General features: G+C 68.5%; 15 protein-coding genes, 1 other RNA gene and 1 pseudogene. 10 read left to right on the forward strand and 7 right to left on the reverse strand.

Features of this window, described 5'->3' with window-relative positions; all coding sequences use genetic code 11:
• Position 1: 1 nt before the first annotated feature.
• From cysG to H609_RS0108740, 7 genes are all read left to right on the forward strand, one after another.
• Positions 2-1,474 (forward strand): siroheme synthase CysG, encoded by a 1,473-nt coding sequence (cysG, locus tag H609_RS0108710; protein ID WP_019558260.1) that lies wholly within the window; start codon positions 2-4, stop codon positions 1,472-1,474.
• Entirely contained in the window at positions 1,471-2,322 is an 852-nt protein-coding gene (locus tag H609_RS0108715) for a uroporphyrinogen-III synthase (protein WP_018879839.1), read from the forward strand. Before cysG ends, H609_RS0108715 begins: the two co-directional genes overlap by 4 nt.
• A 58-nt stretch (positions 2,323-2,380) precedes the next feature.
• On the forward strand, positions 2,381-3,322 hold the full coding sequence (locus tag H609_RS0108720) for an aldo/keto reductase (RefSeq protein WP_026280636.1): 942 nt from the start codon (positions 2,381-2,383) through the stop codon (positions 3,320-3,322).
• 102 nt (positions 3,323-3,424) lie between these two features.
• Positions 3,425-4,078 (forward strand): DUF6064 family protein, encoded by a 654-nt coding sequence (locus tag H609_RS0108725; protein WP_028484763.1) that lies wholly within the window; start codon positions 3,425-3,427, stop codon positions 4,076-4,078.
• A gap of 31 nt (positions 4,079-4,109) precedes the next feature.
• On the forward strand, positions 4,110-4,385 hold the full coding sequence (locus H609_RS0108730) for a cupin domain-containing protein (protein WP_012982192.1): 276 nt from the start codon (positions 4,110-4,112) through the stop codon (positions 4,383-4,385).
• Between the two features lie 74 nt (positions 4,386-4,459).
• Positions 4,460-4,738: a type II toxin-antitoxin system RelE/ParE family toxin gene (locus tag H609_RS0108735; protein ID WP_018876955.1), complete on the forward strand. Its 279-nt coding sequence runs from the start codon at positions 4,460-4,462 to the stop codon at positions 4,736-4,738.
• Between the two features lie 19 nt (positions 4,739-4,757).
• Positions 4,758-5,036 (forward strand): HigA family addiction module antitoxin, encoded by a 279-nt coding sequence (locus H609_RS0108740; RefSeq protein ID WP_018866417.1) that lies wholly within the window; start codon positions 4,758-4,760, stop codon positions 5,034-5,036.
• 121 nt (positions 5,037-5,157) lie between these two features.
• Here H609_RS0108740 and H609_RS0108745 read toward each other — a convergent pair whose 3' ends face one another.
• The 6 genes from H609_RS0108745 to H609_RS0108765 all read right to left on the reverse strand — a co-directional run bounded on the left by H609_RS0108745 (position 5,158) and on the right by H609_RS0108765 (position 8,289).
• Positions 5,158-5,835, reverse strand: a complete 678-nt coding sequence (locus H609_RS0108745; RefSeq protein ID WP_018876954.1) for a glutathione S-transferase family protein — start codon at positions 5,833-5,835, stop codon at positions 5,158-5,160.
• Positions 5,836-5,839: 4 nt separating this feature from the next.
• Entirely contained in the window at positions 5,840-6,304 is a 465-nt protein-coding gene (locus H609_RS0108750) for an EVE domain-containing protein (protein WP_018876953.1), read from the reverse strand.
• 31 nt (positions 6,305-6,335) lie between these two features.
• On the reverse strand, positions 6,336-6,983 hold the full coding sequence (locus H609_RS0108755) for a 5-formyltetrahydrofolate cyclo-ligase (RefSeq protein ID WP_018876952.1): 648 nt from the start codon (positions 6,981-6,983) through the stop codon (positions 6,336-6,338).
• Positions 6,984-7,024: 41 nt separating this feature from the next.
• A non-coding RNA gene (gene ssrS, locus H609_RS13890) (6S RNA) lies at positions 7,025-7,210 on the reverse strand.
• Between the two features lie 81 nt (positions 7,211-7,291).
• The gene (locus H609_RS0108760; protein WP_028484764.1) at positions 7,292-7,729 is read right to left on the reverse strand and encodes a rhodanese-like domain-containing protein; all 438 of its coding nucleotides are present in this window, start codon (positions 7,727-7,729) and stop codon (positions 7,292-7,294) included.
• Positions 7,730-7,779: 50 nt separating this feature from the next.
• A complete protein-coding gene (locus tag H609_RS0108765; protein WP_018876950.1) occupies positions 7,780-8,289 on the reverse strand; it encodes a heme-binding protein in 510 nt (169 codons plus the stop codon).
• Positions 8,290-8,439: 150 nt separating this feature from the next.
• Between H609_RS0108765 and aroC the strand changes: the two genes are divergently transcribed.
• From aroC to dapB, 3 genes are all read left to right on the forward strand, one after another.
• Complete coding sequence (aroC, locus tag H609_RS0108770; protein ID WP_028484765.1) at positions 8,440-9,543, forward strand: chorismate synthase; 1,104 nt, start codon at positions 8,440-8,442, stop codon at positions 9,541-9,543.
• 45 nt (positions 9,544-9,588) lie between these two features.
• Complete coding sequence (locus H609_RS0108775; RefSeq protein ID WP_018879846.1) at positions 9,589-10,752, forward strand: MFS transporter; 1,164 nt, start codon at positions 9,589-9,591, stop codon at positions 10,750-10,752.
• A 72-nt stretch (positions 10,753-10,824) separates the two neighbouring features.
• Positions 10,825-11,619 (forward strand): 4-hydroxy-tetrahydrodipicolinate reductase, encoded by a 795-nt coding sequence (dapB, locus tag H609_RS0108780; protein WP_018876947.1) that lies wholly within the window; start codon positions 10,825-10,827, stop codon positions 11,617-11,619.
• Between the two features lie 351 nt (positions 11,620-11,970).
• On the opposite strand, the pseudogene H609_RS14300 reads toward dapB, so the two are convergent.
• Positions 11,971-12,167 (reverse strand): annotated as a pseudogene (locus H609_RS14300) (hypothetical protein).
• Positions 12,168-12,407: the final 240 nt, after the last annotated feature.

Here is a 12,407-nt window from a genome sequence, read left to right on the forward strand (position 1 = left end):
CATGGAACACCTGCCGATTTATATGCAGTTGCACGGCCGCGAGGCCCTGGTGGTCGGGGCCGGGCCGGTGGCCACGCGCAAGGCCGCGTTGCTGCTGGAGGCCGGGGCGCGAGTGCGCCTGCGCTCCCCCGAGTACAGCGAGGCCGCCGAGCGCCTGCTGCGCGAGAAAACGGGGTCGATCAGACGCGATCCGGGGGTCTATGACACCGAATGCCTGGATCGTGTGGCGATCGTGATTGCTGCCACCGACGATGCGGCGGTCAACCGCCAGGTCTCGGAGGACTGCGTCGCGCGCTCGATCCCGGTGAACGTGGCCGACCAGCCCGAGCTTTGCAGCTTCATCCTGCCGGCGATTGTGGAGCGCGGGCCGCTGACCATCGCGATCGGCTCGGGTGGCCGCGCCCCGGTGCTGGTGCGCCTGCTGCGCGCGAAGATCGAGAGCCTGATCCCGGCCGGCTATGGCCGGCTGGCCGATCTCGCCGGGCGGCTACGCGACCGGGTGCGCGCCCGTTTCGACCATGTGAACGCCCGCCGCGCCTTCTGGGAGCGGGCCTTTGCCGGGCCGGCCACCGAGCTGGCCCTGGCCGGGCGCATGGACGCGGCCGAGGCGCGCCTGGAACAGGAACTGGCGGACGCCGCGGCTAGTACGCCGGGCGAGGTCTACCTGATCGGCGCCGGGCCGGGCGATCCCGACCTGCTGACCTTTCGCGCGCTGCGCCTGCTGCAGCAGGCGGATGTGGTCGTCTACGACCGCCTGGTGTCCTCCGAGGTGGTGAACCTGGCGCGGCGCGAGGCCGAGCGCTTCTATGTCGGCAAGGAGCGCGACCACCACTGCGTGCCGCAGGAGGAGATCAGCGCGCTGCTCTCCCGGCTGGCGCGCGAGGGCAAGCGCGTGGCGCGGCTGAAGGGCGGCGACCCGTTCGTGTTCGGCCGTGGCGGCGAGGAGCTGGACGTGCTGGCGCGCGACGGCGTGGCCTACCAGGTCGTCCCCGGCATTACCGCGGCCAGCGGCTGCGCCGCCTATGCGGGCATACCGCTGACCCACCGCGACCATGCCCAGTCGGTGCGGTTCATCACCGGCCATACCCGCGAAGGGCGGCTGGATGTGGACTGGTCGCAGTTGACCAGTACCCGCGAGACCCTGGTGTTTTATATGGGCCGCAAGGGGGTGGGCGAGATCTGCCGGGGGCTGAAGGGTGCCGGCCGCGCCGGACAGACCCCGGCGGCGATCATCGAGAACGGCACCACCGCCCGCCAGCGCGTGGTCAGCGGCACGCTGGATACCCTGGCCGCGCGTGCCGAGCGCGAGCAGGTGGGTTCGCCCAGCCTGATCGTGATCGGCGAGGTGGCGGCCTGCCACGCGCGTCTGGCCTGGTTCCAGCCGGATGCCGGGGCCTCCACGGTGTTCCCGCAGCCGATGCCGATGCCGATGTCGGGGCCGGGGCCGCGGGCCGCGGCGGCGAGCGCGGCGTGACGGCCGCATCCGTCCTGCCGGAGGCGGCGGCCAGTGGCCTCGCGGGTCGCCGGGTGGCCCTGCCGGAGAGCCGGGCGCTGGAGGTCTTCGCCAGCCTGCTGGAGCGGCGCGGGGCCGAGGTCTGGCGCTGCCCGCTGATCGCGATCCACGACAGCCCCGACCGCACGGCGATCGAGGCCTGGTTGCACAGGGCGATCGAGGCCCCGTTCGATCGCCTGATCTTCCTGACCGGCGAGGGCTTTACCCGCCTGACCGGCTTTGCCCGGCGTGCCGGAGGAGAGGACGCCTGGCTGGCGGCCGTGGCGCGGACGCCCACCCTGGTGCGCGGCCCCAAGCCCGGCCGGGCGATGAAGCCTTTCGGCGTGCGGCCGGATGCGATCGCGGCCGCACCGACGACCGAGGGCATCATCGAAACCCTTTCCGGGCAGCCTCTGGCCGGGCAGCGCATCGGGGTGCAGCTCTACGGCGCGGAACCCAACCGCCGCCTGCTCGGGTTCCTGGAGCAGGCGGGCGCCGAAGTCTTTCCCGTCTGGCCCTATCGCTATGCGGACGCCGCCGAGACCGGGCGCGTGAGCGGGCTGATCGAGGCCCTGATCGCGGGGGAGGTGGATGCGATCGCCTTCACCAGCCAGGCCCAGGTCCGGCGCCTGCTGCACGTCGCCCGCGACGCGGGGCGCGAGGACGCGCTGCTGGCAGCGCTCGGCCGCACCGTCGTCGCCGCGATCGGCCCGGTGGTGGCCGACGAGCTGCGCGCCCACGGGGTGCACCCGACGGTGGTCCCCGAGAGCCGCTACTTCATGAAGCCCCTGGTCTCGGCGCTCACCCGACATCTGCGGGCGGCTGCGTAGGGAACTTGTGGCCTGGGCGGATGGCCCACGGATTGAATCCCCTGCGGTGATCCGGGCCATGAAACCAACGTCCACACGGCGTTCGCGCCGATCCTTCCTGCGCTGGATGGCCGGCTCCGCCCTTGCGGCCGGGGCGGGCTGGCCGGTCGTCGCGGGCGCCTCCGAAGGCCGTGAACCGCAGCGCAAGCCGATCCCGTCGTCCGGGGAACGCATCCCGGTGATCGGCATGGGGACCTGGATTACCTTCAACGTGCCGGAGGACCCGGAGGCGCTGGCGGTGCGCACGCGCATCCTCGACACCTTCATCCGTCGCGGCGGCGGAATGATCGACTCCTCCCCGATGTACGGCCGCGCCGAGGCGGTGGTGGGCCACGGGCTGCGCGAGCTGGGGCATCCGGAAGGTGCCTTCGCGGCCACCAAGGTCTGGACGCGCAGCACCGCTACCGGGCGCGAGCAGCACGCGAAATCCCGGGAACTGTGGGGCGTCGATACGCTCGACCTGCAGCAGGTGCACAACCTGCAGAACTGGGAGGCCCACCTGGAGACGCTGCGCGAGCGTCGCACGGCGGGGGAGCTGCGCTATATCGGCGTGACCACCTCGCACGGACGCCGCCACGACGAGCTGGAGCGTATCCTGCGGCGCGAGGATCTGGACTTCGTGCAGCTGACCTACAACATCCTCGACCGCGAGGCGGAACAGCGCCTGTTGCCCATGGCACGGGAGCGCGGGGTCGCGGTGATCGCCAACCGGCCGTTTCGGCGCAAGGCGCTGATCAATCAGTTCGAGGGTCATCCTCTGCCGGACTGGGCGGCGGAGATCGAATGCGCGAACTGGCCGCAGTTCCTGCTCAAGTTCATCGTCTCGCATCCGGACGTGACCTGTGCGATCCCGGCGACCTCGGTCGTGGCGCACATGGAGGAGAACATGGGCGCGCTGTACGGCCCGCTTCCGGATGCCGACATGCGCAGCCGCATGGTCGCCTACGTCGGCGACCTGTAGGAGGCCAGCCCTCTGGCCGACGAGTCTAGTCGCACGCCGAATCGGCCAGAGGGCTGGCCTCCTACAGTAATGATTTTCAACCCATGGATACGGGGTAGATAGATGCTGCCGTTCGATAGCGCCACCTGGCTGGCCATCCTGGGCCAGTACAACGCCGCCATCTGGCCACTGCACGCGGTCGGCGCCCTCCTTGCGCTGGTGGCCGTCGCGCTCGCGTTCACGGGCTGGCGCGGGGCAGCCCGCGTCACGGGCCTGATGCTGGGCGTGCTGTGGATCTGGACCGGAGTGGTCTTCTTCGGCGGCTCGCTGGCACCCTTCCACTTCGCCTCCGAATGGCTGGCCGGGGTCTTCGTCGCCCAGGGCCTGATGCTGCTGTTCGCGCTGACCCTGATGGGGCAGAACCGCTTCGGCTGGCCCGGCGGGCTGGCGGGCAGCGGCGCGGTCTTGATGACCGTCTACGCGCTGGCCGGCTATCCATTGCTCGAGCTCGCACTGACCGGCACACCCTGGGCCCAGTTGCAGTACGTCGGCGTCGCGCCCGGACCGACCATGCTGCTGACGCTCGGGCTCCTGCTACTCGCCCGCCCGCGGCCCCCGCTGGTGCTGGCCATCATCCCGCTCCTGTGGGCGTTGGTCACCGGATACATCGCCTGGGAGCTGGGCCTCTGGCTGGAATACCTGCCGGCCGCGCTGGGTGTGCTCACCTTCGGGTTGCTGCTGGTGCGCTGGCTGCGTTCGGGTGATCGGGCTCGTTAAGATGACGGCTGATTCCGACAAGGAGACCGCCATGTCCATCGAAGTGATCCATCGGCCGGAGCAGGACCATCTGGAGCGTCTGGGGGTGTTCGACTGGCCGGTGTGGGAGAAGGAGGTTTCGACCTTCCCCTGGCACTACGACGAGCGCGAGGTCTGCTACATCCTGGAGGGTCAGGTGACGGTGACCCCGGACGACGGTGGCGAGCCCGTCACCGTGGGCGAGGGCGATCTGGTGACCTTCCCCGAGGGTATGGGCTGCACCTGGGAGATACACCGCGACATCCGCAAGCACTACCGCTTCGGCTGAGGCTCGTGTCAGTGGATTGAGTTGACCACTGTAACGTTACAGATTACATTTTAGTCGTGTGCCAAGGAAGGCCGATGATCAGGAAGATTCGTCACAAGGGGCTCAAACGGCTTTACGTGAAGGGCGACCGCCGTGGGTTGCCGGCGGACCATGTGGAAGACCTGGAAGATATTCTCGCGCTGCTGGATGCGGCGACCCATCCCGGACAGCTGGATCTGCCGGGATTGGATTTTCATCCGCTACGTGGGGATCGCGCGGGCTTTTTCTCGGTGCATGTGAATGGCAACTGGGTTGTCACCTTCACGTTCAGTGGCGACGATGCGGACCAGGTGGATTATGAAGACTACCATTGACCCTCAGGAACACGCGGCGATGCGGAACCCGCCCCACCCAGGGCGGATCCTGCGCCGCCGTGTGCTGCCCGGGCTGGGCCTTTCGGTGACGGAGTTTGCACAGCATCTGGGGATGTCCCGCAACGCGGTCTCGCGCGTCCTGAACGAACATGCCGCGATCTCGCCGGACTTTGCCGTGCGCCTCGAGAGCGGCGGCATCGGCGAGGCGCGCCACTGGCTCACCATGCAGACGAACTTCGATCTGGCCCGGGCCGAATCCCGCGACGAGAACCACATCCGGCGCTTTGCGGCCGCCTGATCGTTGCTGCTCCTTTCGTCGCTGTGGCAAGTAGCCCAGTGGGAGCGTGCCTGCACGCGAATGCGGTGCCGGTGCCTGCGCCTACCGCCGGTTCGCGGCCAGGGCCGCTCCCACACGGCCTTTAGCGGGCGAGCCACTGGGTGTCGAGGGGGGTGTTGAAGGTCTCCTCGACGCGGCGCAGGTAGTAGAGCATGTCGACGGGCAGGTTGATGCCGTCGTGCATCTGCAGGGGGTAGAGGTCGGCGGCGATCACGCAGTCGGCGATGGACGGGTGGCCCAGGTAGAAGCGACTGGCGGCCAGGTGCTTGGCCAGCTCTGGCAGGTGGCTTAGTTTTGCGAGCTGGTTGTAGCCGTCGTAGCGGTCGTTGGCCAGTTCCTCCAGCGACATGCCGAAGCGGTGCTGCACCTGGGCCTTGAAGTCGGCCAGGGCATCGGCGCTTTCGCCGATGCCGTGAAAGCCCGGTGCCAGCGGGGCGTAGAGGCGGTCCAGTACGATCTCCACCTTGGCGCGCCAGTCCACCAGGGCCTGCCAGGCGTCTTCGGCGATCACGCCGTCGGACAGCGGCTCGCCGGTCGGGAACAGGCGGTCGATGTCGCGCAACGCGGCGAGCGTGTCGGTGGCCAGGGAGCCGTCATCCATCTGCAGGATCGGCGACTGGCGCGCCACGCCCAGTTCGAAGAAGGTTTCGTCGTCGAACCAGTCCAGCGCGCGGGTTTCGAGCTCCACACCCTTGTAGCCACAGGCCAGGCGAAGGCGGTCGGCCTTGGCGTCGTGCGGGAAGTGGTAGAGCGTGGCCACGGGGCTATTTCCCGCGCTGGGCATGGCTCAGGATGAAGTCCCACTGCTCCTGGGTGATCGGCATGACCGACAGGCGGTTGCCGCGGCGTACCAGCGGGCAGTCCTCGAGCTGCGGCTGCTGCTTCAGCCAGTCGAGGGTGATGATATCGCCGAATTTTTCCTCGAAGGCGACGTCGACGCGCAGCCAGCGCGGGTTGTCCGGGTCGCTTTTCGGGTCGTAGTGCGGGTCTTCGGGGTCGAAGGCGCAGGAGTCCGGGTAGGCCTCTTTCTCGATGCGCAGGATACCGACGATGCCCGGTGGCTTGGCGTTGGAGTGGTAGAAGAAGGCGAGATCCCCCTTCTTCATCTCGTCGCGCATCATGTTGCGCACCTGGTAGTTGCGGATGCCGTCCCAGGGCTCCACGCCGACGCGCTCCAGGTCGTCGATGCTGAACTCGTCGGGCTCGGACTTCATCAGCCAGTAGGCCATGCGGGCTCCTCGTGCCAAATCAGGGGTGGGGTCAGGTGTGCGTATTGTGCCGCGCGCGGTCCGGCAGCGCATGCCAGCCCTGTTCGGTCACGACGGCGTCCAGCGGGACGTCCCAGGGCTGGGTGGGCAGCGCCGGCACGCCCTGCAGCGAGTGGGCTACGCCGATCAGCTTCGGCCGGCGGATGCCGAAGCGCCGCCGGGCGAAATAGCGGTCGTAGTAGCCGGCGCCCATGCCCATGCGGTTGCCGGCCGTGTCGAAGGCCACCAGCGGCATCAGTACCACCTGCATCTCGCGGCGCCAGATGCGCGGGGCCTCCGGGCAGGGCTCGGCAATGCCGAAGCCGTTATGACACAGCGCATCCCCGGGCCCCCAGGCATGGAAATGCATGCGGCCGGGGCGTTTGTCGTCCATCACCGGCAGGGCAACGCGGGTGCCGCGTCCGGCCAGGGCGACGGTCAGCGGGGTCAGGTCCACCTCGCCGCGCAGGCCCCGGTAGGCGCCGACGCAGCGGGGCTGCCAGCGCTCGAACCAGCGCAGCAGGTGTTCGCAGATGGCGGCGGAGTGCTGGTCGAGCTGGGCGTCCGACAATGCGGCCCGCGCGCGGCGCAGACGCAGCCGCAAGGCGCGCAGATCGTCGGGCGATAGCGAATCGTGAACGGAGTCGGTTTCCGCTGGCATAGAGGGATCGGTATGGAGAGACGGGATCAAAAGGAAGTGGACGCGCCCCGCGGGCGCCGGCGTGACCTTTGACCTTGAACCTGAGGTTCAGGTGGGAGAAGTCTCCGAATCTTTAGGCTTTCCGCTCGAAGACGGACCTGCACAGCGAAACGGAAGTACTCGGTCCCGTGGTGAAGAATTAAGGCTCAAGGGTACCACCGGGCCACAATCGAACGCCGCAGCGACGCGTCCGGCTCCATTATGGACCAATCGCCCCGGGGTGCGCGCAACCCCCGTGACAGTGGGGGATCCACGGGGATATGAGTGCTTCAGCACTGCTCCCAGGGCAGGCCGTGGTAGCGCCAGCCGCCGCGGGTGGAGCGCTGGTGATGTTCGTCCAGCGGGCCCTCGAAGCCTTCCTCTACCGAAAAGACATGTTCGATGCCGGCATCCACCAGGGCCTGGCCGGCATCCAGCGTGCGCTTGCCGCTGCGGCAGATCAGGTATAGGGCCGGGGCTTCGTCGCTGTGGTCGCTGACGCCGCCCAGCAGCAGCTTGCGGATCTGGGGCACGAACTGCGGGTTCACCGTCCAGTCCGGTTCGTCGATCCAGGGGATGTGGACCGAACCGGTCGGATGGCCGACAAACAGGTATTCCATGGTCGAGCGGATGTCGATCAGCAGGTCCCGTGGGCGTGCCTGCAGCCGCTCGTAGGTCTCCACCGGCGAGATGCGAATGGGGGTTCTGGAAGGGTTGTCTGGGGGCATGGTCTCGATCCGGCTATCGGGGTGGGCGCCGTCCCTGGCGCCCGAGTGGACTACATCACGAAGTCGAGACGTTCCTGGACCCGGTCGATCCCGGCTTGCGCGCATTCCTCGTCGAGGTCGCCGCCCGGCGCCCCGGAGACGCCCACCGCACCCAGCATGCTGCCGGCCGCTTCGACGGGTAAGCCACCGGCCAGCATGATGATGCCGTCCACATGGTTCATCTCCATGCGGATGTCTTCGCGGTTGTCGCGGAAGTTGGCGGAGGTAGTGCCGGACATGGTGACGGCGCGGGCCTTGTCGCCGGCGATCTGGATGGTCTGCACGCCCGCCATGCGATCGCGCAGGACCACCTGGTCGTTGCCGGCCCGGTCGACCACCACGACCGAGGTCTGGTACCCCATGTCGCGGCAGGCCTCGACGGCGCCCATGGCGATGTCATTGGCCAGCTCCAGGGTCATGAAGCGCTGGGTGTAGACGTCATCGGCCTGGGCGCTGCTGGCCAGGCCCAGGCAGAGGGCGGCAACGGCGCCGGTGGCGAGTCGGGTCAGGGATTTCGGCATGGTGTCCTCCTTATTATGGTTTCGGATGCTGCACACCGATCATGGCAGATAGGGGACGGGGTTGCCGAGGGCTGCATTCCACAGGCTGCCGACCGGCCGCCGGGTAGGGGAACAGGCGACAGCCGCGCCGCCCGCGGCTACACTACGCGCATGTCGGGAAACAGCTTTGGACGACTGTTCGTCGTCAGTACCTTTGGTGAGAGTCACGGGCCGGCCCTGGGCGCGGTGGTGGACGGTTGTCCGCCCGGTCTGGAGCTGTGCGAGGCGGATCTGCAGTTCGATCTCGACCGCCGCCGGCCGGGGCAGTCGCGCCACACTACCCAGCGGCGCGAGCCGGACCAGGTGCGAATCCTCTCGGGCGTGTTCGAGGGTCGCACCACCGGCACGCCGATCGGGCTGCTGATCGAGAACGTGGATCAGCGTTCCAAGGACTACAGCGAGATCATGGATCGCTTCCGTCCCGGGCATGCGGACTACACCTACCATCAGAAATACGGCGTGCGCGACTATCGCGGCGGCGGGCGCAGCTCCGCGCGCGAGACGGCGTTGCGGGTTGCGGCCGGCGGCATCGCCCGGCGCTACCTTGAACAGCGCTACGGCATCACCATCCGCGGCTGGCTGTCCCAGCTGGGCCCGATCGCGCTGGAGGCGAAGCAGCCGGAGATCGCCAACGACAACCCGTTCTTCTCCCCGGACCCGGACAAGGTGCCGGAGCTGGAGGAGTACATGGACGCCCTGCGCAAGTCGGGCGACTCCATCGGCGCCCGGGTCACCGTCGAGGCTACCGGCGTGCCGGCCGGCTGGGGCGAGCCGGTATTCGACCGCCTGGATGCCGAGCTGGCGCACGCGCTGATGAGCATCAACGCGGTGAAGGGCGTGGAGATCGGCGCGGGCTTCGAATCCGTGACCCAGCGCGGCACCGAGCATCGCGACGAGATCACCCCCGAGGGCTTCCTGTCCAACCACGCCGGTGGCGTGCTGGGCGGCATCAGCACGGGGCAGGCGGTGCGGGCCAGCATCGCGCTGAAGCCGACCTCCAGCATCCGCCTGCCCGGGCGCAGCATCAACACCGCGGGCGAGCCGGTCGAGGTGGTGACCAAGGGGCGGCACGACCCCTGCGTGGGCATCCGCGCAACCCCGATCGCCGAGGCGATGATGGCCCTGGTGCTGATGGATCATGCGCTGCGCCATCGCGGGCAGAACGCCGACGTGGCGGATACGGGCCTCGCACTGCGCGATCATTCCGGCGAATGACGCGGCCGTCCGGCCGTAGTCTCCTGAACCGCTAGGGCCCCTGCAATGGCCGTGACGCAGAACGCGCGCCTGTCCGGGGTCTATTTCTTCTACTTCGCCAGCCTCGGTGCGTTCATGCCGTTCTGGGGGCCGTATCTCTCCGAGGAGGGGTTCAGCGGCGCCCAGATCGGCGAGCTGATGGCGATCGTGCTGGCGACCAAGATCATCGCCCCGAACGTCTGGGGCTGGCTGGCCGATCGCGCCGGCGCGCACATGCCCATCGCGCGCTGGGGCGCGCTGGGCGGGGCGGTCGCCTTCACCGGCGTGCTGCTGTACACCGGCTACTGGTGGCTGGCGGTGGTGATGGCCGCCTACAGCTTCTTCTGGAATGCGATCCTGCCGCAATTCGAGGCGACCACCATGCGCTCGCTGGGGCAGGATGCGCACCGCTATGCCCTGGTGCGGCTATGGGGCTCGGTGGGCTTTATCGTCGCGGTGGCGCTGCTGGGCTGGGCCTTCGATCACATCGACGTGGCCTGGCTGCCGTGGATCGTGCTGGCGATCCTGATCGCGGTGGTGGCGGCCGCGCAGTTCGTGCGCGAACCGGCGCGCAACCACGAGGAAGACAACAACGCCCCACCGCTACTGACCGTGCTGCGCCGGCCGGAGGTGATCGCGCTGTTCGTGGCCTGCTTTTTCATGCAGGCGAGCCATGGGCCGTACTACGCCTTCTTCACCCTGTACCTGGAACAGGCCGGGTTCTCGCGCGCGGTGGCCGGGCAGCTGTGGGCGCTGGGGGTCGCGGCCGAGGTGGTGCTGTTCCTGCTGATGCCGCGGCTGATCCTGCGCTTCGGGGCCTGGCTGCTGGTGTCGGCGGCCCTTATTCTGACCACGCTGCGCTGGGGGCTGCTGGCGGCGGTGCCGGATTCGCTGCCGATGTTGCTGTTCATTCAGGTGCTGCATGCGGCCAGCTACGGGGTGTACCACGCGGCGGCGATCTCGCTGATCCACTATTTCTTCCCGGGCCGGCTGCAGGGGCGCGGGCAGGCGCTGTACTCCTCGCTGGCCTTCGGGCTGGGCGGGGCGATGGGCTCGCTGGTGGCCGGCTATCTGTGGGACGGCATCAGCCCCGCCTCGGTGTACGTGTTCGCGGCGTTCCTGGCGGCGGCCGGGGTGATCGCCTCGGTGTACGGCGAATGGCGTTTCCGCACCCCGGTGCGAACCCTGTAACTGGCACGTTGCGGCAAAGCTTCGTAGGGTGCGCATACCCCGATGGAACGACAGAACCGGATGGAACAAACGATGATTCGAATTGCGATTGCGGGCGCCGGCGGGCGCATGGGCCAGAACCTGGTGCAGGCGGTGGACGAGCACCCCGAGGCGCAGCTGGGCGCGGCCAGCGAGCGGCCGGGTAGCGAGGCGATTGGAGAGGTCGTCGGTCAGGAGGGCCAGGTACGCCTGGTCGAGGACTTGGCAACCGTGACCGACGACTTCGACGTGCTGATCGACTTCACCGCGCCGCAGGCCACCATGCAGCACCTGGATCTGTGCGCGCGCGCCGGCAAGGCCCTGGTGATCGGGACCACCGGTCTCGACGCGGATCAGGAGCAGCGTCTGCGCGATGCGGCGGCCACGATGCCGATCGTGTACGCGCCGAACATGAGTGTCGGGGTGAACCTGACCTTCAAGCTGGTGGAGCTCGCGGCGCGGGCGCTGGGCGACAGCGTGGACGTCGAGATTCTGGAGGCGCATCACCGCCACAAGGTCGATGCCCCCTCCGGTACCGCGCTGAAGCTGGGGCGTGTGGTCGCGGAGACCCTGGGACGGGACCTGGAGCGCGATGCCGTGTACGGCCGCGAGGGCCAGACCGGGGCGCGTGACCGTCGTACCATTGGCTTCGCCACGGTACGTGGCGGCGACATCGTGGGCGAGCACACCACGCTGTTCGCGGGCGATGGCGAACGCGTGGAGATCACCCACAAGGCCTCCAGCCGGACCGTGTTTGCTTCCGGTGCGGTGCGGGCCGCCGTCTGGCTGGCTGGTGCCGGCAATGGGCTGTTCGATATGCAGGATGTGCTGGGGTTGCGGGACCTCTAACCGGCGGCGCCGACAGGCGTTTTACGGGTGCCGTATTTTCCGTCGTCCGAGTTTCGGGGGGCTTCGCCTGACGCCTGCCTTGTTGTGGCTGGCCCTGGTTCGGCATCGGGTGTTTCCGGTGCCTTCGGTCCGCCGCTTGCGCTGTATTGGTGGCTGGTCCCGGTTCATCCTTCGGTGTTTACGCTGCCTTCGGTCTGCATACTGCCGTGCGCTGACTCGCCAGCGCGCCCCGAGGCACTTTCTTGCTTGCCCAAGAAAGTGCCCAAAGAAGGGCACCCGGATTTCGCCCGGGAACCTTGCTCCGGACGTGCTGGGCCGGCGGCGCTGAACTCGCTGCGCCTTCGGCTCCGCTCAGACATCCAGCGCCCCGAATTTATAGAAAACGGGCCGGCCCGAGAACCCTTCCGCAAGGGGCTCCATACGGGAGGCGAAGGTCAAAACCGACCGTATCCCTACGCTTACTCCTAACCATAGGCAGCGCCCCCCGAAAGCCCCGGCGCCCGCTACGCGGGCGCGGCACGCAACGGCCGCAGGCCGAGCGTGCCCAGATGTCCGAAGACCTAGCCTTCGTCCACTCGCAATATCGTCGGGACGGCCGTTGTTTTGACCTGCCTCCCCGTTGTCGTCGCGCCGAGCGGAGAGGGTTTTCGCGGGATCAGAGGCGCTGGATGTCTGAGCGGAGCCGCAGGCGCAGCGAGTTCAGCGCCGCCCGCGAAAACCCTCGGAGCGAGGGAAACCCCGGCCCGCACAGCGGGCCGGGGTCGCGGCAGTCGGGCGTGTTTCTTGGT

Source organism: Thioalkalivibrio sp. ALE17 (genome assembly GCF_000425605.1).
Lineage (GTDB): Bacteria > Pseudomonadota > Gammaproteobacteria > Ectothiorhodospirales > Ectothiorhodospiraceae > Thioalkalivibrio.